We start from the raw sequence: 23,312 nt of genomic DNA on the forward strand, positions 1-23,312 counted from the left end.
TCATGGTGACCGAACGGTTTCTCGCTGGGTCCGCATTGGCCCCGCTCAAGTCATTCCAACGACGCACAGTCGATTATGTCTTCGAACGCCTCTACAGCCAGACGGATCCCGCGTTGCGATTTTTGGTCGCGGACGAGGTCGGACTCGGCAAGACGATGGTCGCCCGGGGCGTAATTGCCCGCATGATCGAGCATCTCTGGGATACGACGGACCGGATCGACATTCTTTATATCTGCTCGAACCAGGCGATTGCCGCACAAAACATCAATCGGCTGAATGTCCTGGGCCGTCGCGAACTGTCCTTGCCGACGCGGATGACTTTGATGCCTCTTCAACTGCGAAGCGAGGCTGAATCGCGCTCGGGCTATGGAGGATTGAGCTCGAACAAGGTCAATTTCATCAGCCTGACGCCGGGGACGACCTTTGATCTACGGTCTTCCACCGGCATCGCCCTGGAACGGGCCCTGCTCTTCCGCTTGCTCGCGGACGTCGTGTCACGGGAGCGCGGACTTCGTAATCTCCTCCAGGTTACTGCAGGTGACGATGGTTGGGACAGTGCCGTCGACAACATTAGCTTGAAAGGTGTGGACGCTCACATAATCGAGCGCTTTCGAAGGAAAGTGATTGAGGATTCCGAACTCTTCGCGGAATTGGAGCGGGTCTGCGAAATGTTCCCACGCAGAAGGAAAGAATATCCACTCGAAATGACGCAACCGCGCAACGCGGTCGTGGCGAAACTGCGCGCGAAGCTATCGCACGCCTGCGTGGATGCGCTTCAGCCAGATCTCATCATCATGGATGAGTTTCAGCGTTTCCGCGATCTTCTCCACGGAGACTCCGACGCGGCCATGCTCGCCCGAGAGCTTTTCGACTATTCTGACCCGAGCGGTCATGCCGCCAGGACACTGCTCTTGTCAGCTACGCCTTACCGCATGCTGACCCTAGCGAGCGATGCCCCCGATGATGGTGACCATTACGCGGATTTCCTCGAAACGCTGAGCTTCCTCTATGGCCCCGACCGAGGGCCGATCGTGGCCGCGGAGCTTTCGCGGGAAATGAGGACGTTCCGAGCGATGCTGCAGGCTCTGCCAGCCTCCCATGGCGCGGCCATCGAATCTCGCGCCCGGATCGAGCAGCGCCTTCGGCGTGTCATCGCTCGGACCGAACGGGTCGGAAGCACGAAGGACCGAGACTCGATGGTTGAAGAGCCGCGGATGTCGCTCACCATCGATCCGACGGACCTCGCGCAAGCCGCCGCGGTCTCAAGCATCTCGCGCGTTCTGGATGCTCCAGAAATCGTGGAGTACTGGAAATCCGCCCCCTATCTTCTGAACTTCATGCGCGATTACCGTTTGAAGCGTCTTCTCTCGGAGCAGGCGGCCAAACCTTCGGCCGCCCTGCGCGATGCTTTGGCACTCGCCCGGCCCGCCATGCTGAGTCGCGAGCTCCTCGATGCGTACGAGCCGCTGGACCCCGCAAACGGTCGGATGAGGGCCATGATAGAAGACGTTTTCGGCTCGAAGCTCGAAGAGCATCTCTGGATACCGGCATCCATGCCCTATTATGGTTTGGCACGATCATGCCCTCCGCTGACAAAATCGCTAGTCTTCTCGTCGTGGTCGATGGTTCCGGACGCATTGGCGGCACTCCTGTCCTATGAAGCGGAGCGACGGATGGGGGTCGGAGAATCTGGCAGACGATATTTCGAGCAAAATAGATTGCGGCCGCTGCAGTTTCGGCAGGATCAAGGCAGACTGGCTGGCCTCCGGGCGCTGCTGTTGATCTATCCTAGTCCGCGGCTCGCCGAAGTGGCCGATCCGCTCTTGATCTTCGCGGAAACACAGGAGCAGTTGTCCAAAGAAGCCATGCGGGAGGCAGTTGCGGGACGGCTTCGGCCCGCGCTCGCTGCGCTTGAACAGGCGGCCGGTGATAGTGGTGGGGTCCCCGTTCCCGAATGGGCTGCCCCTGCGATGATCGATCGTCTGCTTGGCTCCTCAGTCGACGCATGGCTCTCGGCACCGGATGGATTCGTCGGACTAGCAAGTGAAGATGGCTTTCGAGAGCATGTTGCCGAGCTCGCGGCAGCGGCGCTCAGGAGCGATTTCTCGGGCCTCGTAAGCGATCAGCTCGACTTATTGGTCGACCTCGCCCTGGGAAGTCCCGCTATTTGCGGCTTACGTGCATTGCGACGGATCGCGCCCGAACTGCCTTGGGACCACCCCACTCTGTTGCGGGCAGCCGCTGAAATCGCTTGGGCATTCCGGTCATTGTTCAACCAGCCCGATGCCATCGCTCTGCTTCGCCGAGGCACCGAAGACCGGTACTGGCATCGTGTGCTGACATACGGCCTGGATCACAACCTCCAGGCAGTCCTCGACGAGTACGCGCATTATCTGATTGACGCGGAGGGATTAAGTTCGCTCGGACCGGAGGAGCGAGCCCTGGGCGTATCGCGCGCGATGGCATCGGCGCTGTCAGTGCGGCCATCGCAGATCGACGTGGATGACGTTCAACTCGAGGGGGGCGCAGTCAAGCTGACCAAATTTCAAATGCGTGGCCGGTTCGGGATGCGCCTCGCAGACTACCGCGACGAGGAAGGCACCGTGGCTCGACTTAGTGGGGTGCGAGAGGCCTTCAACTCGCCCTTCAAGCCCTTCGTTCTGGCCACGACTTCGGTCGGGCAGGAGGGCCTCGATTTCCATCCATATTGCTACCGCATCTACCACTGGAATCTGCCGAGCAACCCGGTGGACCTGGAGCAGCGTGAAGGGCGCATCCATCGTTTCAAGAACCATGCCGTACGCTTGAACCTGGCCGAACGTCAGATCCACACCGTAAGATCGAGTGCTACGGCTGCGCGCGATCCATGGAGTTATATGTTCGACCGGGCAAGATCGGAGTCAGACGCCCATGCTGATATAGTCCCCTATTGGATCTATGAGGGATCGGTTCGCATCGAACGACGAGTCCCGATGCTACCTTTCAGCCGGGAGGTCACTCGGCTCGAATGGCTTAAGCAAAGTTTGACGGTCTACCGGCTCGCGTTTGGACAGCCGCGGCAGGACGATCTGCTGGAGTATCTTGCCAGGCTCGCCGGTAACGGAGTAAGCGTCGATACCCTCAACGATCTGCAGATTCGGCTGGAGCCGAAGGAACGCGCCCGATAGCACGCTCGGTCCGATGCTGGCCATGTCACATCATGAGCTCGCAGCCGTTTCATCGTCCGACCGATCGAGTAGACGAGATAGCGCCGACGGAGACTAATGACATTTATTGCGGTTCTAGGATTCAATACGCCATCGCCGGCTCGATGAGGTCCAGATCATCGCCGCCGCGTTTGTGTTTCGGCATGGAAAGGGCGAGGAAGGCTCAAGCCCGAAACTCGCCAGTTACGAGCCCAAGCCGCCCTCGCTCGAGGGGCTAAGCAATGTGCTCCAAAGGTACACGCACGCGCGCGAGGTCGAAATCGACCAAGAAGCCTGTTGCTTTCACTTCAGGTTCATCCTGCCCGGCGGTGGAGCATCGGCCACTTGCGTCACTCCCTGGGTGCTTCTCGCTATGCCCGATACACCGCTGCCAATCGACCCGCGCGTCGAGGCGGAGGCGCTCTTCAACAAAGAAGGACTGGTGCTGCTCCGGAAGAGCGACGAAGAGGACAGGCACGAAGGCCAGCAGAATAAAGCCCTGCGCGACGTAACCGGACTGGTCTGGCGCCAGTACATGCTCGGTGCGTTCGATCGATTGGTCGCCGATCGCAGAGTCAAGATCTACGCTCGCGCCGGCTCGGCTACGGACCCGCTCCGGCGATTGCCTTCAGACCTCTGGCCACGACTAGAGGTCCTAGATTGGCAGCATGGGGTTGCCGGAGATCCTGAAGGCACAATGTACTATTCTGTCCATGCCTCAGGCAGTTCTCCCGCGGCATCGCCAAAGCAGAAGGCTATTGCCGCTGACGAGAAGTCAGCCATCGAGGCCTTGGCTAAGCAGCTCAAATTGAACCACGATATGACCTCGGCTGAGGCCCTATCCTTCTGCAAGTCTTCGCAGTTTCGAATTGGCCGGCGCGGCTTTGAACACCATGTCTGGCCTGAGGCCCGCGATAAGGCAGGATTGTCACGGAAAGCCCCAGCCGGACGGAAGAAGAAATCGCCGCGCTGAAATCGGCGCACCACTTTTTTCGTGACGGCTATTTCTCCTGAGCCTGTCGCCTCATTCGTCTCGTTGCGCCCGTGAATGTGCGAGCGCGGTCGCCGGAACCCATCCGGCGCGCAAATCCACGAGACGGACATGACGACAGAAACTCCCTTGGCCTACTCGATCATCGAGGCGGCCAAGGCCATCGGTATCTCCCGCACCAGCATCTACGTTGAGATTGCAAAAGGGCGCCTGCGCGTCCGCAAGGTCGGCCGCCGCAGCTTGATCTCCGACGCCGATCTGAAGGCCTGGCTGGCGGCCCTGCCGAACAAGACCTCCACCTAAAACGCAAATCGCCCGGCCTCCGTTGCGAGCGTGAGGTCCGGGCTAAGAAGGTTTTACGAGCATGCAAAGCTATAGCAGCTTTGGCGGCAGCAGCAATGCTGAGGTCGCCAACGATGCCGAGCGCGCCGTTGAGCGGTGGGCCCGTCGCATCAGCCTGAAAATTGGACTGTCCCATCCGCTCGCGCTGGCCTGGGCCCGCGCGAACATGCCGATCAAGGAGGCAAGCAATGACTGAGCTTGCCCACCTCCTCGATCCGCCGATCCACGCGCGCATGATCCGCCTGGCGCACCTCCACGGACGCAATCTCAACCAACGCGAAATCGACCGCTTCATCGAGCTCGGCGTGTCCGCCATCAACCTTGGCACGCCCTGGCCGGTGCTGGTCGATAAGGTCGCCTTCTATGGGGAGTACTTTTCGTTCGCGGACGACGTTGGCCTCGCCGGCGAGCTGGCCTTCACGTTCGTGGTGTTCAGCAGTGCCGGGATGATCGATATCGCAGCCTGGCAGCCCGCAACCCAGCGGCTGGCCGTCTGGTGCGGCGAGGGCTTTGCCCTTGGCGAACGGCAGATCCAGCATCCCAATCCGCTGGTCGACGGACTGCGCGTCTTTCGCAGCCCGATCGAATGGCTGCGCGCGGGCCGCTGCGGCATCGTGATTTTGCAGTCCGGCTTTGCGCGCTCGGTGCTCGCCGACGTGCCTGTTTTGCTGGCGGAAGATGAACTGCACCGCAAAGAGTTGCGGGAGTATTTCTCTTTGACCGGCCCGCAGATCACGGTCGGGGAAGCGTTCAGCATGGAGACCGCTCGATGACCGAGAGCGTCACCATGCTCAAGAGTCCGATTGAGCGCCCGCTGCCGCTGGTCCGCCAAGCGCAGCCGGCCGGTGCCTTCCCCATCGAGGCCCTCGGTCCGATCCTCGGCGAGGCGGCCGTTGCCATCCACGAACTCGTGCAATCGCCGCCCGCAATGTGCGGCCAGGCAGTCCTGGCTGCCGCGGCTTTGGCAGTCCAGGGCCATGCCGACGTCGAGCTCGCGACGGGGCAAATCAAGCCCGTTTCGAACTTCTTCCTCACCGTCGCAGCGTCTGGGGAAAGGAAGACGGCAACCGATCAGCGGGCGCTCGCGCCCGTCCGCAAGCATGAAGAGTTCCTGGCCGAGAAGTACAAGGCCGAACGGCTGGCCTTCCTGAACGATCATGCTGCATGGGATGCGGCACGAAAAGCGGCGATCAAGTCTCGCAAGGGCGATCGCGCCGCTATTCGCAATGCATTGAACCAGCTTGGTCCTGAACCTGTCGCCCCTCCGCTGCCTTTGTTGACGTGTCCTGACCCCACGTTCGAGGGCCTCACCCTGGCTATGCAACAGGGCCAGCCGAGCATGGGTGTCTTTTCTTCGGAAGGCGGCCAATTCGTCGGCGGCCATGCAATGTCGGAAGAGAATAAGCTGGCCAGCGCGGCGGCGTTCTCGAGCTGCTGGGACGGCGAGCCTATCAAGCGAGTTCGCGCCAAGGACGGCGTAACCATCTTGCCAGGCCGCCGGCTCGCCATGCATTTGATGGTGCAGCCGGACGTCGCGCACATTCTTCTGTCGGATCCCGTGCTGGTCGACCAGGGGATGCTTTCACGCTATCTCATCGCCGCGCTCGAGCCTCGCGCCGGCCACCGCTTTCACAAGGAGCCGAGTCCGAAATCGCGCGTCAAGCTCGTCAACTACGAGCAGCAGATGTACACCATTCTCCAGCGGCCGCTCCCGCACGCAAACGACAATCCGCATGAGGTCGCTCCGCGCGTGCTTCGCTTGAGTCGTGACGCGCGGACGATGTTGATCAATTTTGCCGATCATGTGGAGGGACAACTCGGCCCAGACGGCGAACTGAAACCGATCTCGGGATTGGCGAACAAGCTGCCGGAACACGCGGCACGCCTGGCTGCGGTATTGACCATCTTTGCCGATCCTGAGGCTCACGAGATCGGTTTGGAGGCAGTCGAGCGAGGCATCAAGTTGGCTAGGCACTACGCCGACGAAGCGATAAGGCTCTTCGAGGGAGCGAAGATAGACGCCAAGCTCCGCCGGGCCGCCCGTTTGCTCAGCTGGCTTCATGAATCCTGGAAAGAGCCCAATGTCTCGCTGCCCGACATCTATCAGAGGGGACCGAGCTTCATCGGAAGCCGCAAAAGCGCACTGGGGCTCGTTGTCGAACTTGAAGCGCATGGCTGGCTACGCAAGCTTCCCGGCGGGGCCGTAGTCGCCGGCGAACACCGACGGAATGTCTGGCACGTCATTCGCGAAACGTAAGCACCGCTCCCTCCGCTAAAGTACCTAAACTCTCTAAAGTGCGAGAGAACTTTTAGGTGCTTTAGGTGCTTTAGGTGGGGTAGGCAGGCAAATTGGTTCGAAGTATCTTGGGGGAGTAAGGCAAACGAACGTACATCCCCATGAACCAAGCGGTTGAGACACGACTGACTCACTTGCGAGCCGCTCGAAGGTGCGGGGCTCGCAATCGAGCCGGTCGTCCTTGTGAGTGCCCTGCGATACGTGGACGCGAACGCTGCCGTTTGCATGGAGGACGCAGTCCCGGTGCACCGGAAGGGCACGCCAACGGCATGTATAGGGACGGGAATTTCACCGCCGAGGCTGTGTCCGAGCGGCGCTGGGCCAAGTCCTTGGTCGTAGACTTTGTGGAGACGAGGAAGGATGGCTGATCGCAAGCTGCCGACACGGGGGGAGACCGAAGATTCACCTGTGCGGGTCCGTCTTCGGCGTATCAGCGCTGACGTGTCAAAGCCTTATCCTCCTTCGGGCGACGGCGGCCAATGGTGGGCCCGACTCAAGGCTGCGCTAGGTACATCCAGCAGCGATTTCGTGAGCGCTACCTTGTTACAGTTGCAGAGTGCGGCTCGGCTGCCGAGTAGCGGCGTTTCAGAAATCGAGATCAACGCTGCACTGAGCTTCATCGAGAATGCTAAGCCGCAGACGGAGCTGGAGGCGGCTTTGGTCGTGCAGATGGCCTGCACCCATGCTGCCGGAATGGCTGTGCTTTCGCGAGTTGGCGGAGGCCACGGCGGCGACCGACACGTAGCGGCTATGGCAGCAGCCGCTAGCAAACTTCTTAGATCGTACGCGCTTCAACTTGAAACGTTGCGTCGTTGGCGCAACGGCGCCTCCCAATATATGCGGATTGAGCACATCCATATCGAGTCCGAGGCTCAGGCCATGATTGGCAATTTTGAGAATGTGCCCAGGTGAAAGGACGCCCAGAGAAAGGGCACCTGAATCGAAGTCAGCGCGCAACGAACAGGTCTGAGCGCGGTTCGTCTACTCCAAAATTGGCTTGAGAGCTGGAGGATCGCCCTCCCAGAATCTTTGCTCTGGTCCTTGGAGCCTTTGCGCCAATCGTGCCATGATCTTGTTTAGAGGAATTGCTTGATTGAACTCAGCGTGCGCGTACCGGTCGTCACCACCAGCGTGATGTAGGCCCACTAGCGACAGCGACGCTGAAAAACACGGAGAGCCGGATGATCCCGGAAGCGTGTTAGCATCATGCCGCAATCGGCGGCCACCTCCAGCAAGTTCAAGCACCCTGCCCATCGTTAGCCTTAGAGGCTGTAGTTTCAAGGTATTGCGGTCTTGTGGGTGTTGCAGGACAAATATCTGATCGCCGGGATCAACATTGGCCGTTGAAAGCGGCACCCAACCGCGCGGCTGCGCCGTCGTATTGTTTCCGGACCCAGCAGGCACATTCCCGATATCCACCGCAAGCTTGAGCAGCGCATAGTCGCATTCGTCGTCAGTTGGATCACCCGCCATCAGATTGGGATCATCCTTGCTCGGAGGACTCTCGTCGATAGGAGGGGATTCAACACGAATGGTGGTGCCGTCACTGATGATGGCGCCATCATCGGATGCCGCGAAATCGAATCTGCATTCGATCTGCGTGGTTGGGTTGGCGGAGGCGATTACGTGCTGATTTGTTAATACGTGCTGGGGGCCAACGAGCACACCTGACCCGTATCCCAGACCGTCTAATTCAATCGCGCAAACCTGGAGCTCGAGCCGCCCAAGATGCCGCCGAAACTGCGCGGGATTCAAGAACGGAACGCCGCGACGCACAATCTTCTCGAGGTTAATCGAATCCAGGCTCACGTCTCGGGTGCTGGTCACCGCGAGGGCCTCGGCAGTTCGATAGAGCTTCTCGTTGTCCGGATTGGTAATACGGGCCGCACGGATGAGCTTGAGGACCCATCCCCTCATGTTAGCGACCTGAATCACGCGAACAACGTCTGCCCGTAGGTCGCCTCGATTGGAAATAACCTCCCGCCTCTTATCCAGCTCGACGAGCAACATCTCGTCAAAAGACGTCACATCAAAAGCATCGAGGATGGCGTCACGCAGCATCCCGATTTGTTGGCCAGTGAGGGGCATGGCGCGAAATTAGTCCAAACACTATCTCCCGCCGCCAAGGTGGTGCGGCGGTTAAAATTGCCGCTGAGCAACCAATGATTGCTTGAAAATCCATTTGTGGCAATATCCCGGCACCCGAAAGTTCTGCGATTTTCATAATAGGGGAGCGGCCAAGCCGTCCCCACACTTAATTACCTCCGGCCGTCGCCGCCCCCCTCGTAGGAGGCGTACGCCGTGACTTCAGATTGAAAGGCATTTCGGTGATGGCGCGGGCTTTACCAGAAGAAATGGATGGAGTGCTGCGAAGGCGCTTGCGAGAGGCAATACTCGCCCTGTTCGATAGATTTGATGATGTTCAGGATGCACTAGCTGAGCAAGGCATAGACATTCCCGTCTCGAAGGTCGACGACGGGCCAAATCTTGAAGCGCGAGTGAAAAGTCTCTTGAAGGTCTGCTACCAGAAAGGAGTGATCGAACAAGTCTGCGACATCATGGCCCAGACGGCAAAGGATATGGCGCCGGTCTACAAAGAATTCATCGAAGTGAAGAAAGAGTACTTAAGATGGCAAGACGAATATCTCAAATTGCGGCTCACAGTGGTGGTGAGCTCGATCGGTACTGACGAGCAGTTCAAGAGGAACTTCTTAGCGCCTGATCAACACTTGCGGAAAAGTTTACCCGACAATGATGGCTTTATCGATCCTCTCGAGCCTTGCGATCTAATCGATACTTACGTTCGATTTCGAGAATCTAGGGCGAACGCGCGCAGCATACTACGCGACATCAAACAAGCTCATGTTTTTGCGGCGTTCGTCTCCGGTCGCTCTGTGGAAGACGAGCAGTTGGTCGCTGAATTTGAGTGCGGACTGAAAAGTCTGTGGCGAGCCGTGCCGAGCGGAGAACAGCGGCCACGGATAATCGCAATCGCACTTGATGAGAAGAGTCGAGACTGGATAACCAAGAAGATTGCGGAAGCTGGCCCCCTGCCGCCGAACTCTATCACGATCGAAGATTTTTTTGAAGGTAACAGACGTAAATCGATCGTCGGATCGACTGGCGCCGGAAAACAAATCGTCGATTTGGCGAAGAGCCTTCGACAATACTTCGATGGCCCCGCCCCCGATGAGGAGTTGTCGCCGCCACCGACGCTACCGAACCTGGAGCTGCCAAGTTCGGACACGATAGTTCTTCTTGGTGAACCGAAGAGAGCACGCCCCGAGATCACCTCATGCGCGTGCCCTGCGATGGACGAGCTGGCCGACGAACTCACGGTTAACGGGATCCCGCATGAAGCCTGGGGCGATGGCTGGCGTGAAACACCCCGTGATCTCGACTTCCTCAACCAACGCCCACTTTTTGTCCGCGCAGTCAACGACTCCAAACCCCTCAAGCCATTGGATCTGCTTACCCGTTTATCGAGCGAGCTAAATGTCACGTTCGGCTTCGATTTTGATGAGGAGGGCGACGGGGTGCAGGCGATCGCCACCCGACCGAAAGTGCTCTGGCGGCCAAACGGCCCGGCCTGGGACCCGCAAGAGACGGGTCCGCTACTGTTTTCGCGAAACGATCACCCTTCAGAACTCGCGCAATGGCTCGGCGGACAACTCGGTATCGATGTTACGGGGAAGAATAACGCGATCGTCTGCTACGAGGACCCGGTGGACAAGGGCGACTTCGAGAATCCGGTACGGCGTGTGGTCGTGGAGCAAAGCCTCCGTGATGCAATTGCTCTCAAAGAACCACCAGTGAGGCCAGATTCCCTGCCCTTTGGCTACCAACAGTTACAGGAAATCATCGATTCGATACGTGGCAACCGCTTGACGGTTATCGCGGCACACGACATGCGATCGGTACCTGGCTCAGGGGAAGATACGCTCCAGCGCTACCGCGACATCGATCGACGAATCGACGAAAGTCTTGCCAGAAATCGTGCCGAGGACGCCCCCCTAATGCGGGTTGCAGTGCTACTGCGAAACTGGCAGCTGTTTCCGGCCCTAGAATTTAGCCGTAATTCGCGGGTGAGTAAGTGGCAGTTGCTCCGAATTAAATACGAAGACGGAAAGTTTGTTGCAGACAGCGCAAATATGGACCGCCTGCGGGAACACGCGGCTGAAATAGTCACTCGTCGATCTGAGCATCCCACGCAATGAATGAGCAGCAGGCCATCACAGTCAATCGACCGCTCTTGAGTCCGCGCGAACAGTACCTTGCCTCTTGGGTTGCCGCGCAGAGCGCGCATGTTTCAGTCGAAAGTGAGCTGAACGTCTACCCCTATCCTGGATTGCGTAGCTTCAAACCTAGCGAAGCCGATCTCTTCTATGGACGTGATAGTCAGATTAATGAGCTGCGCGAACTACTGCGCAAAAACAATATAATCGTGGTCCTGGGCGGCTCCGGATCTGGAAAATCGTCCCTAGTTCGTGCTGGCCTGATTCCACGACTGAATAGCACCGCCCCAATTCCTGACCGCGCAGGCGCTTGGTATGTTGTGGAATTTCGTCCCAAGCTCGATCCGGCCACTGAGCTTTTTGATGCGATATTCACGCAGATCATTGCGCCGGTACTTGCTCCCCCGCAGATTGTCGACGGAGCCACAGTCCCGACACTTGCTGACTCGGTTTCCGATCCTAAGCGCCGAATCGAGGCGTTGAATGCGGCTCTTGATCTGAATTGCGATCCGGCTTCAGATATTCAAGAGTTAAAGGCGCAGTATCGGGCGCGATTGCGGGAGATGCTTCTCGAAGGCACCGTTGTCGACGTCGGCGCTCTTTTCGATTTCGTTGATGGCCAACTGCCCAAACTCGACGGCGTTCTCGCCGCCGGCTTGACGTCTGACGCGCCGAACCTAATGATTCTGATCGATCAATTCGAGGAGGTTTTCAAACCCAAGGTTGATGCGGCCGGACGCGACATGGTCACCTCACTTATCAATAGCGTGCACGCCTACAAACCATTCAACCTTTTCATTGTCGTGACAATGCGAAGCGAGGAGCTGCATCGCTGCGCCGAATTTCCGGGCCTCGCCGAGGTAGTCAATAGATCTTTATATCTTGTCGACCTTATCGGCGGAAAAGACGTAGAGCACGCCATTGTCGGTCCAGCTCGAAGGTTGCTGAAATCCTGGGATCTCGATCCAGGCGATCCGGATACAGGACCATTCACTCGCCAGTCTCTGAGCAAATTGCACATGGTCTATGATCGCGGTCGCGAAGTTCTTCCGCATCCGGCCGACCAACTACCGCTGATGCAGCACATGTTGCCACTGGTTTGGGCGGCCGCGGTGGAACGTTGGCGCACTTCCAAGGATGGATCGCCGCTTGAGATAGACGTGAGTGACCTTCAATCCTTACCGGGGTGGACCAGCGCTCAAGGGGCACTGATCGGAACCCTTAATGCAAGAGCCGATGACGTCCTCCGCCAAGCCGTCAAAGAGGGGGCAAAGCGATCAAAGCTAGCTCCCGCCGAAGTCGAAAGGCTGGTGCGAGCCGGATTTTGCTGCCTAGCGCAGCTCGACGATCGAGGAAACGTCGTCCGAGACTTCGCTACGCTAGACCAGATGCTCGAAGCTTCCGGAGTGTTCGAGCGGCAGCCTGAAGAAGAAAGGGGTCGATGCCGAAGTGCGCTGAAGACAGCGCTTAGGGTTTTTCGGCGCGCCACCTTGGTGAACATCGCTAACCAATATGACGTAAATCACGAAGCGCTGATCCGCGGCTGGGCCCGATACACGGGATGGCTTAAAGACGCACAGCGCCGCGCGAGCCGGCTTGTCAGTATAGACCAGCTTATTCGAGAATCTGTATCCCCTATTCGCAGTGGTAGACGACTTACGCGCCTAATCGATCGCGTAACCGACTGGATTTTCGTTCAGAAGTTGGCAAGGGCTGATCAAATTGCTGGCGACGAAACATGCGGCGATCTTCAGGATCTTGTCGGAAACCAGCCCACATTCAGCGAACAATGGTCACTCCGAATTATCGAGCGCGCCGATGCTTCAGCATCGAGAACTGGACTCGGAGCAAGTTCGCTCGAACGACTAAACGCAATTCGACAGACCATAAAGGACGCGAGCTCCTTTCGAGCCGGCGCGAGATACAGACCGCGTTGGCTGTTGGCTGCCGTTCTCGTGCTGCTAAGCGCTGGGGGACTCTTTCTCCTGTATCAAATCGAAAGAGCAACGCAGCAGGAGCAACTGGCCGAACAATTTCGTTTTTTCCGCCTGCAAAAGGAGACTGCAGCGCCGGCGCCTGATAGCGCCCGTTATCCGGGTCAGGATCGTGAACTCTATGCGGCGTTGAGCATGGAGGCCAGTGTTCGCGAGCCGCCCTCCTCGAAGGAGGCGCGGAGCTGGTTCAAAACCTCTGTTCGCCAGCTTGAGAGCGCGACACGCGAAATTGTCTCTGATGTGGTGGTTTGGTTACTTCCGAAAAACCCCGATGAACTCCTGGGCGACCCGGATTTCGCTCATGCCGACCTCGGCGAGAGTCAATGTGCGGTCGTAAACTCCGGTAGTCCATCTCGTGATTTGATTTCCTCGAAGCGCAATCTCGGCCTTCGCCTTAGCGTCACACAGCTGGGCAGGGACTCGCAGGCCGTCGCAATGACTCCGGTGTGGCGTGCGGCCGATGGTACAGTCGCCGAAATTATGTCGTCAAACTTCGGCGGAAGCCTTTTGCCGCAGGGCTCCCTGGTTTGTCTGTCGCACGATGCGAACTGGTTCTTGATGTGGACTCCACTGGCGAAGGATCAAAGGCGATCTCCTCCACTCCTGCAGCGCATCCTCTGGATTAGAACCGCGCCCATCTCGGGACAGTACGACGCGAATTGGCATGCCGAAGCCCACCCACATCGCCGTCCCACAAGCTTTCAGAGCTACCGAAACCTGGATGAACTAAGCGATTACTATGAGGATCTTCGCACGAGCATTCAGGAAGGACGGCAGCCGATTAAATCATTTCACGTAGACGACCGCGCTGGATTCTTGATCCCCATTACATCGACTCAACTCGCTCTCCTATGGACCAGCGCTGGCACCTTAGATGCGGACCCGGTCGACTCGGGCATACCTAGGCTTAGGGAATGCAAATTTATCCCAGTAATCAAGCGTGATGCGATCGGAAGGATGTCGAAATACCTAAACTGCAATACGGGCAAAGCCTTTTTTGAAAATGAATGGTATGATGTTGAGGCAGAGTACTACGATAGCGAAGGCGATAACCCTGATCCATCTATACGATGCGAGAATCCCAATCTTCTATGCAGAGGCCAACTGATACTAGCATTTGCAGACGGCTCGGCCTCCACGCGCCTTAGCATCCCGCACCTCTCTGCAAAAATCGTGAGTGCCGAGGTGCGTGATGGATACTTCTGGGTACAAGACGCCAATCATCAGGTTTGGCGCTATGTGATCGGTCCTGATCGGTTGAAATCTCTATTGCCTTACCGATGGAAGGATGTTCCTCCGGAGACACTTCGAAACGTCCCGTATTCTGAGTCCTGTAGTCAAGCCAGTCGATGCGCAACGATGATCATTCCAAACTGGCCGTCAGAAAAGGGAACAGCTCAATGAGTCGCATCAAAGCCGACTTTCTTGCGACCGTCTCATCACTCGCCACAACAGCGGCGCTCACCGTTCCCAGCGCTGCGGCATTCGACCGAGCAGGTTCGACGACCGCAATCGAGCGGGTCGTGACTATACGTGAAGCATATCTCTCATATCTCACAGCTTTCTCAAGCATTGAGCACGCGACTATACGCGCGCCCAATGGCACCGTGATAGCTCAGTTTCCCAATTTCCCTAATTTTCCTAATTTTGCTAATTTTCCGAACTTTCCCAACTTCCCGAACTGGCGGAACTTTTGATCTTGACACCTGAAGAACTTGTCGGGCGCACGCGACTTCTTATCCTCCAGCCCACGCCGTTCTGCAATATTGACTGCAGCTATTGCTACTTGCCGGCTCGCAACGACAGACACAGGATGTCGTTTGAAACAATTGAAGCAGCGGTGCGCTTCGTTTTCGACAATAAATTGAACGCCCCCGATCTGACCGTCGTGTGGCACGCCGGCGAACCGCTGGTACTTCCTGTCCATTGGTATAGGCAGGCATTCGCGGCAGCCTCGCGTGGCGCGCCGGCCGTAACGATGTTGCCGCACGCGTTTCAAACGAATGCTATGTTAATCGACGATGAGTGGTGCGATTTCTTCCTTGAGCACTCAGTACGTTTGGGCGTGAGCATCGATGGGCCGGACTGGTTGCACGATGCGCGGAGACGGACTCGAGCAGGCCAAGGCACCCACGCGCGAGTGATGAAAGGTGTCGAACTTCTACAGCGTAGAGGCGTCCCCTTTCACGTGATTTGCGTTGTAGGAGAGAAAACGCTGGCTGCGGCAGATGCACTGGTCGAGTTTTTCCTGAACCATGGAATACACGACGTTGGTTTCAATATTGAGGAGATTGAGGGCGCAAATCGACGATCGACGCTTCAGACGTCCGACGTTAGCGCTCGATTTGAGCAGTTTGTGAAGCGGCTTCTCAAGGTGGCGCGGGAGAGTCGTTGCCCGTTCATAATCCGCGAACAACGAGAGTTGCTGGCATTGATGCAAAGCTCAATGTTCGGCCGGCTCTTACACAATTCCCAGAACGAACCCTTTGCCTTCATATCAGTCTCGGCTCGAGGCGCTGTGTTTACATTCTCGCCAGAGCTTGCTGGATTACAAAGCCCACAATACGGCGACTTCTCCATTGGTCAGCTGCCGGAGATCAACCTTCCAGAGGTCCTGTCGGCTCCACAATTTCGAGCCATGCTATCCGACATAGAGGTTGGCGTCTCCGAATGTCGTGACTCATGCAAATATTTTGATTTGTGCCTGGGCGGAGCGCCCGTGAACAAGCTCTCAGAGCACGGCGACTTCAAGAGATCCGAAACCTTACACTGCAAACTTTACCACCAAACCTTCGCGGAGGCTGTGCTGCTTGATCTCGAGCAGAGCCTCCGTTTGCGCACCCAAATGCCTGCCAATTGTCGTTGAAATGTCGACGCACTACTCACGTGCTAGTTTTGTTGCGCCACCTTCCGAGGGAGCTTACCTTGAATTCGTCTCGCGACGTTGAGCCAGGATTGAACACAACAAACAAGATCGTTACGATCAACACATTGTACGATAGTCCCGGTGGGGCTCGAGCCCAGCGTGGCCTTGAATCGATTCACGCTAACACCAAAGAAAAATATAATAGGGCGGTAGAAAGGATCGAGGCCGAGACGCGGAAGAGCGGAGCCAATGTACTGATTACCATTCAAGACGCTGAAGCTTCGATGCTTCAAAGCGCGATAGCGGCCCACGCGAAGGCAGGAAGTGCGTTGAAGGCGGGAGGATTTGAAGCTCAATTTGGTGAGGGTTTTGCAGGGGGAGATTGGTGGGGCTGGATTCGCAGCGTATTTGATCATGTCGGCGCGGACAAACGCTGTCCTATCAAGCGTCCGGCGGACACCAACATCGGGAGCATCGCCGACAAGGCTAGGGTTGCAGTGCTGGCCGACTGGGGTACAAACCTTTATGGCGCGCCGGTATCTGCGTCATCCATAGATCGCGTCGGTGGATACGAGATGCTGCTGCACCTTGGCGACATCTATTACTCCGGTACGGATGAAGAAACCGAGGAGCGCTTTATCAATGCTTGGCCAAAGCGAGCCGCCAAAATCAGCCGCGCCCTCAACGGTAATCATGAAATGTATTCAGGCGGCAATGCTTACTTTAACAAAGTCCTCCCCCTGTTTGACCAGACTTCCAGCTATTTCGCTCTACAAAACCAGCATTGGCTGCTGGTCGGACTCGATACCGCGTACGTGGACCATGAGCTGGACGATCAGCAGACAGCATGGCTTCGCACCGTGGTGAGCAATGCAGGGCCGCGAAAGCTGGTGCTGTTTTCGCACCATCAGCCCTTCTCGCGGCTCGACAGACAGGGCCCCAAGCTGCAAGCCGCGCTGTCCGACTTGTTTCGCAGGCGACGGATCACCGCCTGGTACTGGGGACACGAACATGAGTGTGTGATCTATGATAGAGACCTCCGGACCGGGCTGCTGGGTCGCTGTATCGGGAACGGAGGCATTCCCGCTCCTCGCAAATCCGTTGTCATGAACGCACACTCGGTTCAAGTAGTGAATGACGTTACATGGAAGCACCTCCCAGCTGATGAGAATGCGCCGGCGTGCCTGATCCTTGACGGGCCTAATCCCTTTGTTGCGGGAGAAGAGCAGAAATTTGGACCGCATGGGTTTCTAACCCTCGAGTTCGATGGACCAGGGCTAACTGAGCGCATTCATCTTCCTGACGGCCGGGAAATTTTCGCCGGGCAAGTAATCTGACTTCCGTCGTCGCACTCGGATGATTGAAGCTTGCCGCTTTTGCGACGAAACACACACAGCGCCAGTCGCGCTTGAAGGCTTCCTGCACCGGCAAGGCCAGCGAGTCCATCCCGCGGCCTATATCGGTGCGCCCGGTCGCGATCCACACGCGCAGGCCCGACGGAATGGGGATCATCGTTGCCGTCCGTTGGCCAGTGCCGCGCAGCGTCACCGCGTCGATAGATCTCGATTGCGCCTCGGCGGAACAACCGTCGCCATCGCGGCAGCAACGTAAGTCGGCTTCGCGCCACGGTTGAGGTCTTGACGACGATACGCCCAGGGAAGCGATTGGTCGATCTCGCTGTTTGAGTGTGCGTTGACGATGGTGAGGGCGTCGGTCAGCTAAGCGGCATAACGGTCGCCTGCCAGGATCCTCTTGAAGCCCTCGTGATGGACAGGCGGGCGCTACGCTTTGCTATCGGGGCATAGATGCCCCCTAGCGGATCGGCGCCAGGGTCGGCCGTCGGCAACATAAGCGCAGAGCTGCCCGATCTTCGTGCGGCCACGCACCGGATCGAGCATGGGCACCGTCGTCTCGTCGGCGGATAGCTTGGGGCGTTCGCTGAGCTTGGCCAACAGGCGCGGGTGTAGGGGACGCAGGCGCCAGGCAGCAGGGCCGATCCCGTCGGCCGGCGCGGACCGATCCAGATTGATAACCTCCGGATCTGGCGCTTGCATGACCCGCCCCTCGTAGGCCCAACAAGCGTATTTCGGCCGCTAGGTCACGAGGATCCGGAATTGTGCCGGCACCATGTCCGACCGCCCGCTCTGGTCGTCGCCGATGTCGCACCAAACAAACAAACTTCAAGGATTATCGGTGCGAGCGAATGACCCGGTCACCGATTTCCACGAAGATCCTGCGCCCGTCCTGTCCATCCGTAAACATCCATTCGTGCTCGATAAGGGACATCGCCGCTCGCACGCGGGCCGCCGCATCTGGCTCGAAGCAGGAAAGCTTGATCAAGCCGAGGCGGAGGTATCTACCTGAGCCTACGCCATGTCCTTGCGCGATGCGCCGCATGTCACCGTCGAGCGCGACCAGGGTGGCGTTGTTGATATCGGCGATCGCGCACACAAGCTGATCGGAGGAACCTCGCGCAAGCGACCGATTAAGGAAGTGAACTTCGTGTCCGGCTTCAAGGAGTGCATGCCCTACGGAATCCGGTACTCCCTCATCAAGGAACAGCCGGAGCGTGGGCCTTTCTGCCATCAGGCAGCAACACTTCCGTGACGCCTCACGGCGTCGACGTCAGCGGCGGTCAGAGTGGGATATTCCTTCAGTATCTGATCGGTCGAATAGCCTGCCTGAATGAACCGCTGGATGGTCGCGACGCGAATCCGTGTGCCAGAGATCACCTCGGCCTGATGCGAGACGAACCGATGCTTCTCGATTTTGCCGATCTGGTCGACGTGCCGCTGTCGCAGCCGATTGGCCGCGTTACGCACGTCTTCCATGACGCTTCGGATGGGCAACATGGCGTACTGACCATCAACGACGCCCCGCACGCGCCCGGTCTCCGGCTCCTGAAACTGGACCTTGCGCTTCCAGACGTAGAGCGTGATTTCCGCCCAAGGCGCCGCGCTGTAAGTCGACAGTTCTGCGGCGACTTCACGGAGATGGGGCAGCGAGCATTTGTACTGGTTCTTCAGAATGCTCAGCGTTCGAAGGCCAACGACATCCTTGAATGAGTAGATGCGAGCATACGGCGCGCGCCGGTCCTCTGCCGCGTATTGCGGCTGGAAGAAGCCAAGGCCATCCCAGTAGGCGAGTTGCCGCATCGTCAGGCCGGTCAATTGCATAACCTGGTCGGCGGTGAAGGCGCTGACAATGTTAGTAATCTCGGCCAAAAGACCTCCCCTTTCGGAGGCGACGGTACCACCCAAGGTGTAAACGCACTACCTGTGATTTAGGTCGATTCGACGCGCTGGATAATTGCTACTAAAGCCTTTCCACCACCCGCACCACCTGCACCGCGAACCAAACACCGTGGCCGGCTGGTCGACCCGTCACGTGAAGAGCAGCCCCGCGGCTCTATTCCAGGGTAAATGCAAACGAGCGATCTTTGCCTGGGTCTGAGGGCTCGATCCATTGCGCTGCAAGTCGTCGACAGCTGCTTCGATGGTTTGAGGGCTCTCGCCCGTCGCCTCGTTGAGCCAGACGATCATCTTGCCGTTGTTTAGATGCTGATAGACCCACTGGGCATCGCGCTTGCCGTCTTTCCTGCCATAGTAGCCCGGACCATCATATTTCTCGAGCCACCCGATCCATTGCTCCTGGAACGTCTCGTAGCCGTCGCCAACTGGAAGCTTGCCTGCCTGCGGCGTTGTTGCTGGCAGCCGGCGCACAACAGCCAACAACTCTTCGATTGAATAAGGGCTTTTCGTGTTCTTCAACGGCGCGACCCTATGCTGATAGCACCCTCTGTACGACCGACGTGCCAACGCCCAGCGTGCGCCCGATCTTCAGAATGCCCATACCCTCGGCCCGGAGCTCGCGTATGCGCTCCTCGGTCGACGCCTTGATTGGGCGGCGGCCGAGCCGAACGCCTTTGTCGCGGGCCCGCGCAAGCCCGGCATTGACTCTCTCCCGGATCATTCCGCGCTCGAACTCAGCGAAGACGCCACACATCTGAAACATCGCCCTGCCCGGCGGCGTGCTGGTGTCGAGCGCCTGCTGATGCAGGTAAAGATCGCAACCGAGCGCCTGCAACTCAGTCAAAAAACCGACCAGGTCCTGAAGGCTCCGGCCAAGCCGATCGACTGACCAGGCGGCGATCATGTTGACCTTGCGCACAGTGGCGTCCTTCAGCAGTCGATCGAAGCCTGGGCGCTTGTCGCGCCCCTTGGCACCGGAGATACCGGCGTCCTCGTAGACTTCGACGACCTGCCAGCCCGAGCGCGCCGCGACTGACTCAAGCTCGCGGCGCTGGTTCTCTGTCGTCTGCCCGCTGGTGCTGCCCCTCAGGTAAATGCCGACGCGCTTCATAGCGACCTCCGCTGCGAACATCGCCAACATAGGCTAACGTATACGGAAATCAAGTATTTTCCGTATAGACACTCACAGCCCGGTCGGGTCCTGAAAGATCAGGATCTTTCAAGCGACCATCAGGAGAGGTTTTCGGTATAGGCGAGCTTCGGTAACAGTCTCGCTCGCGCTCTCGCCGATTGCGGTGGCCTCTGTATTGATTGCTTTCTGCTCATTTGCTGCCAGCGTGCCGCGCGGCGCGAGAGTTTCTTTCGGAATCCCGCTGCAAGCGCAGCGCTTCCAACTCATCCCGCTCCTCCGTGCTTTCGGCCAACGTGAGCTGCCGCATGACCTCCGCACCCCTGGCCGATCGTCGTCACGATCTGCCTGAACAACGAGCCCGACCCAATCGTCGCCTGGGTGGGATTCGACCGCGCCGTTTTCGAATTCATTCATCGGGAAGCCGGGCCGAAGCACAAGCGAAAGGCTGCCCGAAGGCGCCATGCTTCCGCGCGGGGACAGCGTATGGAGGGCGCCGGCCCCGCTGATCACGTCGCAGAATATATTCCGTACCTGTCCGCCGGTCTGCTGATCGTTCTATCCGTTCCCCAGCTTGGAGCACTGGCGTTTTTGGGAGACCGTCAGTCCTTCCGCGCAGTAAGCCGACCTAAAAGCAGCAAAATGCGAGAAGATATTTCAGGAGAAAATCAGCGGAGCTCGCTCCGACCGCAAACAGCTAGCTAATCTGACGGCACTGCTCGCGAAGGACCACCTATTGGCGTCACCCGGCTCGATCGGTTGGCGCGATCCACACGCGATCTTCTGAATCGGCTGGGGACGATCGGGGAAAAAGAGCAGGCTTCAAATCGCTCAGAGACAGCTGGGCTGATACCACGACGGCGCATGGTCGCGTGATGCTGACCGTTTTGGGCGGCCTCGCCGAGTTTGAGCGCGAACTGATCCGGACGCGGACCGGCGAGGGGCGTGAACGAGCGAAGCGAGGGGGTAATCCTTGGTCGGAAGCCGAAGCTGATGGGCCATCAGCGAAGAGAGGCAATCGCTCGCCGAGGCGGGAGAGGTCCTAACGGACATTGCGCGGTCATATAGTGGTTGCCATAGCACCATCAGCCGGCTCAGCTGAGCGGGTTCGTAACGTATGTGCATCGCTCTAGTGGCGAAGAATCGGTTCCTTGTGCTCAAAACTGAAGATCCCAGCATGGTACGGATTGCTTGCGCGCAAGGCAAACATCGCGTCCAGTCAAATGAGTCGAACTGCCAGTGGGACTAGATTAACGCGAATGAACTGAGGGGCGGCAGCCCGCGGGCGAGTACTTCCTGCCTATCAAGGTGCTCATCGTTACGCCGCTCGGTGGCGCGATCAAGATCGTGGGTGCGGGTCGGAAGTTGGGACAGGTTCGCCAGCATGCCCCACGCCTTGACCAGCTTCAATCCTAAACGAGACGCCCGAAGCCATTCGACGGTGGGGCTGCTGCTGGGCAAAATGCCTTGACTCGGGCCCACTTGCATTGTCTCAGGAACAGCGTGAGCCGATTGCCGACCATCAGCCATCATCTTGCCCGCACAGCTTTCCGAGGTCACGAGCACCATAATGGCTTCCAAATTCTCTTCGGTTGGCTTGCGGTTTGATCCTGCGGCACGCTTTCTTTATGCCGATCTCCTTCCAGCTCTGGCTGCTGCGATGCTGCCTTGGTCCACGACTGGCTTCGCGATTTTGCTAGTGCTCTGGTTGCTTGCGCTGATTCCGCTAATCCCGACACTGGAAGCTCGGGCGTTCCTCCGTCTGCTATCTCAGGCCTTCTGCCTGTTGCCGGTGGCTATATTTTTGATCGCGGTCGTTGGGACGCTTTGGGCCGACGTGCCGTGGCAAGAAAGGCTTTATGGCATTAAGCCGGTCGCTAAGTTGCTTGCAATCCCATTCCTATTTTACCACTTTCAGCGTTCGCGGCGTGGCACGTGGGTTTTCTTCGCCTTTCTTGTCTCCTGCACGTTGCTGATGGTCCTCTCATGGATCGTGCTATTTGCGCCCGAGTTGAAACTAACGGCCACAGCAAATGCCGGAGTGCCGGTAAAGAACTATATAGATCAGAGTCAGGAATTCGCGTTGTGTATGGCGGCACTGGCGCCTTGCCTCGTCGCCTTGTACAAGCAGCGTCGCTATGCGGCTGCGGCTGCATGCGCTGCCTTAGCGCTCGGCTTTTTCGCCAACATGATGTTCGTGGTATCGGCGCGCGCGGCGCTCATTTATATCCCGGTGCTGCTCTTCGTGTTCGCGCTAAAGTACCTCGACAGCCGCCAATCAGCCCTGCTGTTCGCCAGCGTTATAGTGACCGCGATTATGGTCTGGTTCACCTCTCCCTATGTACGTAAACGCATCGCGGATATCTCAACTGAGTACCAGTCCTATAAGCAGAATATCCCGCTCTCGACGGGGCAGCGGCTGGAATATTGGCAAAAGTCGCTCAGGTTTTTTGCCGATGCGCCAGCTTTAGGCAACGGAACCGGTACAACCAAGACTTTGTTCGAGCGGGACGCGTTCGGAAAAACCGGGCTTGCTGCGGAAATTACAAAAAATCCGCACAATCAGATCCTCAACGTGGCGGTACAATGGGGCACAATTGGAATCATCGCTCTGTCTGCGATGTGGCTGTCCCACCTGCTTTTGTTTCGCGGAGATGGATTTGCGAACTGGATAGGATTGCTGGTGGTGGTCCAAAATTTGCTCAGCTCGTTGTTCAATTCACACCTGTTCGATTTCCACGAGGGTTGGATGTACGTCCTCGGCGTGGGAATTGCAGGTGGTATGAGTTTGCGACTCAAACAGCAGGGCGAAGACATCCGGCTTAAATCGCTAAGTTCCCGTCCTTCGGTTTGAAAGCAGTTTAGAGTTTGAGGTTTCCGCCAACCTCAAACCTAGCAAGGCTCCCAGTGGGTTGCGTCACATGTAAAGTATTCCTCCGGGGTGGGCCGCCTTGTTGAGTTGCAGGTATCCGACGAGGATCTAGCTTTAAGGCTAGCCTTAAGGTCGGTAGATGCGGGTAGAG

Annotated in this window: 22 protein-coding genes and 1 pseudogene; 15 read left to right on the forward strand and 8 right to left on the reverse strand. The window is 57.9% G+C overall.

Going from position 1 to position 23,312, the window contains the following annotated elements; genetic code table 11:
- Window positions 1-2 precede the first annotated feature (2 nt).
- From ABIB90_RS34965 to ABIB90_RS35000, 8 genes are all read left to right on the forward strand, one after another.
- Complete coding sequence (locus ABIB90_RS34965) at window positions 3-3,167, forward strand: helicase-related protein (RefSeq protein WP_354202355.1); 3,165 nt, start codon at window positions 3-5, stop codon at window positions 3,165-3,167.
- Window positions 3,168-3,558: 391 nt separating this feature from the next.
- Window positions 3,559-4,158: a hypothetical protein gene (locus ABIB90_RS34970; protein WP_354202356.1), complete on the forward strand. Its 600-nt coding sequence runs from the start codon at window positions 3,559-3,561 to the stop codon at window positions 4,156-4,158.
- A gap of 129 nt (window positions 4,159-4,287) precedes the next feature.
- The gene (locus tag ABIB90_RS34975; protein ID WP_354202357.1) at window positions 4,288-4,479 is read left to right on the forward strand and encodes an excisionase family DNA-binding protein; all 192 of its coding nucleotides are present in this window, start codon (window positions 4,288-4,290) and stop codon (window positions 4,477-4,479) included.
- 61 nt (window positions 4,480-4,540) lie between these two features.
- Window positions 4,541-4,714: a hypothetical protein gene (locus ABIB90_RS34980; RefSeq protein WP_354202358.1), complete on the forward strand. Its 174-nt coding sequence runs from the start codon at window positions 4,541-4,543 to the stop codon at window positions 4,712-4,714.
- 37 nt (window positions 4,715-4,751) lie between these two features.
- Complete coding sequence (locus tag ABIB90_RS34985) at window positions 4,752-5,291, forward strand: hypothetical protein (protein ID WP_354202359.1); 540 nt, start codon at window positions 4,752-4,754, stop codon at window positions 5,289-5,291.
- Complete coding sequence (locus tag ABIB90_RS34990; protein ID WP_354202360.1) at window positions 5,288-6,775, forward strand: YfjI family protein; 1,488 nt, start codon at window positions 5,288-5,290, stop codon at window positions 6,773-6,775. The genes ABIB90_RS34985 and ABIB90_RS34990 overlap by 4 nt, the downstream gene beginning before the upstream one ends.
- A gap of 140 nt (window positions 6,776-6,915) precedes the next feature.
- Window positions 6,916-7,182 (forward strand): HGGxSTG domain-containing protein, encoded by a 267-nt coding sequence (locus ABIB90_RS34995; RefSeq protein WP_354202361.1) that lies wholly within the window; start codon window positions 6,916-6,918, stop codon window positions 7,180-7,182.
- Window positions 7,175-7,726: a hypothetical protein gene (locus tag ABIB90_RS35000; RefSeq protein ID WP_354202362.1), complete on the forward strand. Its 552-nt coding sequence runs from the start codon at window positions 7,175-7,177 to the stop codon at window positions 7,724-7,726. Before ABIB90_RS34995 ends, ABIB90_RS35000 begins: the two co-directional genes overlap by 8 nt.
- 69 nt (window positions 7,727-7,795) lie before the next feature.
- On the opposite strand, the gene ABIB90_RS35005 is transcribed toward ABIB90_RS35000, so the two are convergent.
- A complete protein-coding gene (locus tag ABIB90_RS35005; protein WP_354202363.1) occupies window positions 7,796-8,902 on the reverse strand; it encodes a trypsin-like peptidase domain-containing protein in 1,107 nt (368 codons plus the stop codon).
- A gap of 224 nt (window positions 8,903-9,126) precedes the next feature.
- On the opposite strand from ABIB90_RS35005, the gene ABIB90_RS35010 reads away from it, so the two are divergent.
- From ABIB90_RS35010 to ABIB90_RS35030, 5 genes are all read left to right on the forward strand, one after another.
- On the forward strand, window positions 9,127-11,031 hold the full coding sequence (locus ABIB90_RS35010; protein ID WP_354202364.1) for a hypothetical protein: 1,905 nt from the start codon (window positions 9,127-9,129) through the stop codon (window positions 11,029-11,031).
- On the forward strand, window positions 11,028-14,447 hold the full coding sequence (locus ABIB90_RS35015; protein WP_354202365.1) for an nSTAND1 domain-containing NTPase: 3,420 nt from the start codon (window positions 11,028-11,030) through the stop codon (window positions 14,445-14,447). Before ABIB90_RS35010 ends, ABIB90_RS35015 begins: the two co-directional genes overlap by 4 nt.
- Entirely contained in the window at window positions 14,444-14,740 is a 297-nt protein-coding gene (locus ABIB90_RS35020; RefSeq protein ID WP_354202366.1) for a hypothetical protein, read from the forward strand. Before ABIB90_RS35015 ends, ABIB90_RS35020 begins: the two co-directional genes overlap by 4 nt.
- A 2-nt stretch (window positions 14,741-14,742) precedes the next feature.
- A complete protein-coding gene (grrM, locus tag ABIB90_RS35025; RefSeq protein WP_354202367.1) occupies window positions 14,743-15,909 on the forward strand; it encodes a cyclophane-forming radical SAM/SPASM peptide maturase GrrM/OscB in 1,167 nt (388 codons plus the stop codon).
- Window positions 15,910-15,998: 89 nt separating this feature from the next.
- Window positions 15,999-17,246 (forward strand): metallophosphoesterase family protein, encoded by a 1,248-nt coding sequence (locus tag ABIB90_RS35030; RefSeq protein WP_354202368.1) that lies wholly within the window; start codon window positions 15,999-16,001, stop codon window positions 17,244-17,246.
- A gap of 495 nt (window positions 17,247-17,741) precedes the next feature.
- On the opposite strand, the pseudogene ABIB90_RS35035 reads toward ABIB90_RS35030, so the two are convergent.
- From ABIB90_RS35035 to ABIB90_RS35060, 6 genes and pseudogenes are all read right to left on the reverse strand, one after another.
- Window positions 17,742-18,068: pseudogene (locus ABIB90_RS35035) on the reverse strand (IS66 family transposase); the annotation flags it as partial.
- A 28-nt stretch (window positions 18,069-18,096) separates the two neighbouring features.
- The gene (locus tag ABIB90_RS35040; RefSeq protein ID WP_354202369.1) at window positions 18,097-18,495 is read right to left on the reverse strand and encodes a DUF5615 family PIN-like protein; all 399 of its coding nucleotides are present in this window, start codon (window positions 18,493-18,495) and stop codon (window positions 18,097-18,099) included.
- On the reverse strand, window positions 18,495-19,133 hold the full coding sequence (locus ABIB90_RS35045) for a DUF433 domain-containing protein (RefSeq protein ID WP_354202370.1): 639 nt from the start codon (window positions 19,131-19,133) through the stop codon (window positions 18,495-18,497). The genes ABIB90_RS35040 and ABIB90_RS35045 overlap by 1 nt, the downstream gene beginning before the upstream one ends.
- 159 nt (window positions 19,134-19,292) lie before the next feature.
- Window positions 19,293-19,679 (reverse strand): hypothetical protein, encoded by a 387-nt coding sequence (locus ABIB90_RS35050; protein ID WP_354202371.1) that lies wholly within the window; start codon window positions 19,677-19,679, stop codon window positions 19,293-19,295.
- Between the two features lie 10 nt (window positions 19,680-19,689).
- Complete coding sequence (locus ABIB90_RS35055) at window positions 19,690-20,271, reverse strand: recombinase family protein (RefSeq protein WP_354202372.1); 582 nt, start codon at window positions 20,269-20,271, stop codon at window positions 19,690-19,692.
- A 108-nt stretch (window positions 20,272-20,379) separates the two neighbouring features.
- Window positions 20,380-20,559 carry a hypothetical protein gene (locus ABIB90_RS35060; protein ID WP_354202373.1) on the reverse strand — a complete coding sequence of 60 codons (180 nt, stop codon included), beginning with the start codon at window positions 20,557-20,559 and terminating at the stop codon, window positions 20,380-20,382.
- A gap of 497 nt (window positions 20,560-21,056) precedes the next feature.
- Here ABIB90_RS35060 and ABIB90_RS35065 point away from each other — a divergent pair, with 497 nt between their 5' ends.
- Window positions 21,057-21,335: a recombinase family protein gene (locus ABIB90_RS35065; RefSeq protein ID WP_354202381.1), complete on the forward strand. Its 279-nt coding sequence runs from the start codon at window positions 21,057-21,059 to the stop codon at window positions 21,333-21,335.
- Between the two features lie 199 nt (window positions 21,336-21,534).
- On the opposite strand, the gene ABIB90_RS35070 is transcribed toward ABIB90_RS35065, so the two are convergent.
- Entirely contained in the window at window positions 21,535-21,858 is a 324-nt protein-coding gene (locus ABIB90_RS35070) for a hypothetical protein (protein ID WP_354202374.1), read from the reverse strand.
- 1 nt (window position 21,859) lies between these two features.
- Between ABIB90_RS35070 and ABIB90_RS35075 the strand changes: the two genes are divergently transcribed.
- Window positions 21,860-23,143: an O-antigen ligase family protein gene (locus ABIB90_RS35075; protein WP_354202375.1), complete on the forward strand. Its 1,284-nt coding sequence runs from the start codon at window positions 21,860-21,862 to the stop codon at window positions 23,141-23,143.
- The last annotated feature ends 169 nt before the right edge of the window (window positions 23,144-23,312 follow it).

It is taken from the genome of Bradyrhizobium sp. JR4.1 (assembly GCF_040548605.1).
Taxonomy (GTDB): Bacteria; Pseudomonadota; Alphaproteobacteria; order Rhizobiales; family Xanthobacteraceae; genus Bradyrhizobium; species Bradyrhizobium canariense.